At 65.4% G+C, this 463-nt stretch carries 2 protein-coding genes; both read right to left on the reverse strand.

The features are described 5' to 3' along the window. Positions 1 to 110 (reverse strand): PPE domain-containing protein (locus ACQI5H_RS24610; protein WP_427081899.1); only part of this gene is annotated, 110 nt, incomplete at its 3' end. A 73-nt stretch (positions 111 to 183) separates the two neighbouring features. Further along, positions 184 to 463: PE/PPE C-terminal domain-containing protein (locus ACQI5H_RS24615; RefSeq protein WP_427081898.1), on the reverse strand; the 280-nt coding region annotated here is incomplete at its 5' end.

Below are 463 nucleotides of genomic sequence, written 5' to 3' on the forward strand. Positions count from 1 at the left end.
TCCGCGGCAAGGGCATTCCACGCCGAGGCCGCCGTCGTCAACGACGTCGACCCCGCACCGGCATACAACCGCGCAGAATTAACCTCCGGCGGCAACGCACCAAAATCAATCGACACCTGTTTCCTCCTCAATGACCTTCCGGCGCAAGGCCTTCGGGATGTGGTTGCTAGTCACCGGCATTTCTTATCCTGCCGATGGTGGTCGGGTGAGTACGTTGTAGCGGAAGCCGTAGCGCACGCCGAGGTTGCCGGTGCGTTGGGCGCCGCGTCCGCCGACGAGGGGCACGCCGCGCATGGCGGCGTTGGTTCCCGCGGCGTTGGCGCTATCGGGGTTGAGTAATTGGGTGCTGACCAGTTTGGTGGCGGCTTGTTCTTCGGCGCCGGTCGCGCTGGCCCAGCTTTGTGGGACCGACAGCCCGCCGATTTTGGTGGCCGAGGACAGGCTTGCCGTGGGCAGGCCGCTC

This window comes from Mycobacterium heidelbergense (assembly GCF_050205645.1).
GTDB classification, from domain to species: Bacteria; Actinomycetota; Actinomycetes; order Mycobacteriales; family Mycobacteriaceae; genus Mycobacterium; species Mycobacterium heidelbergense_A.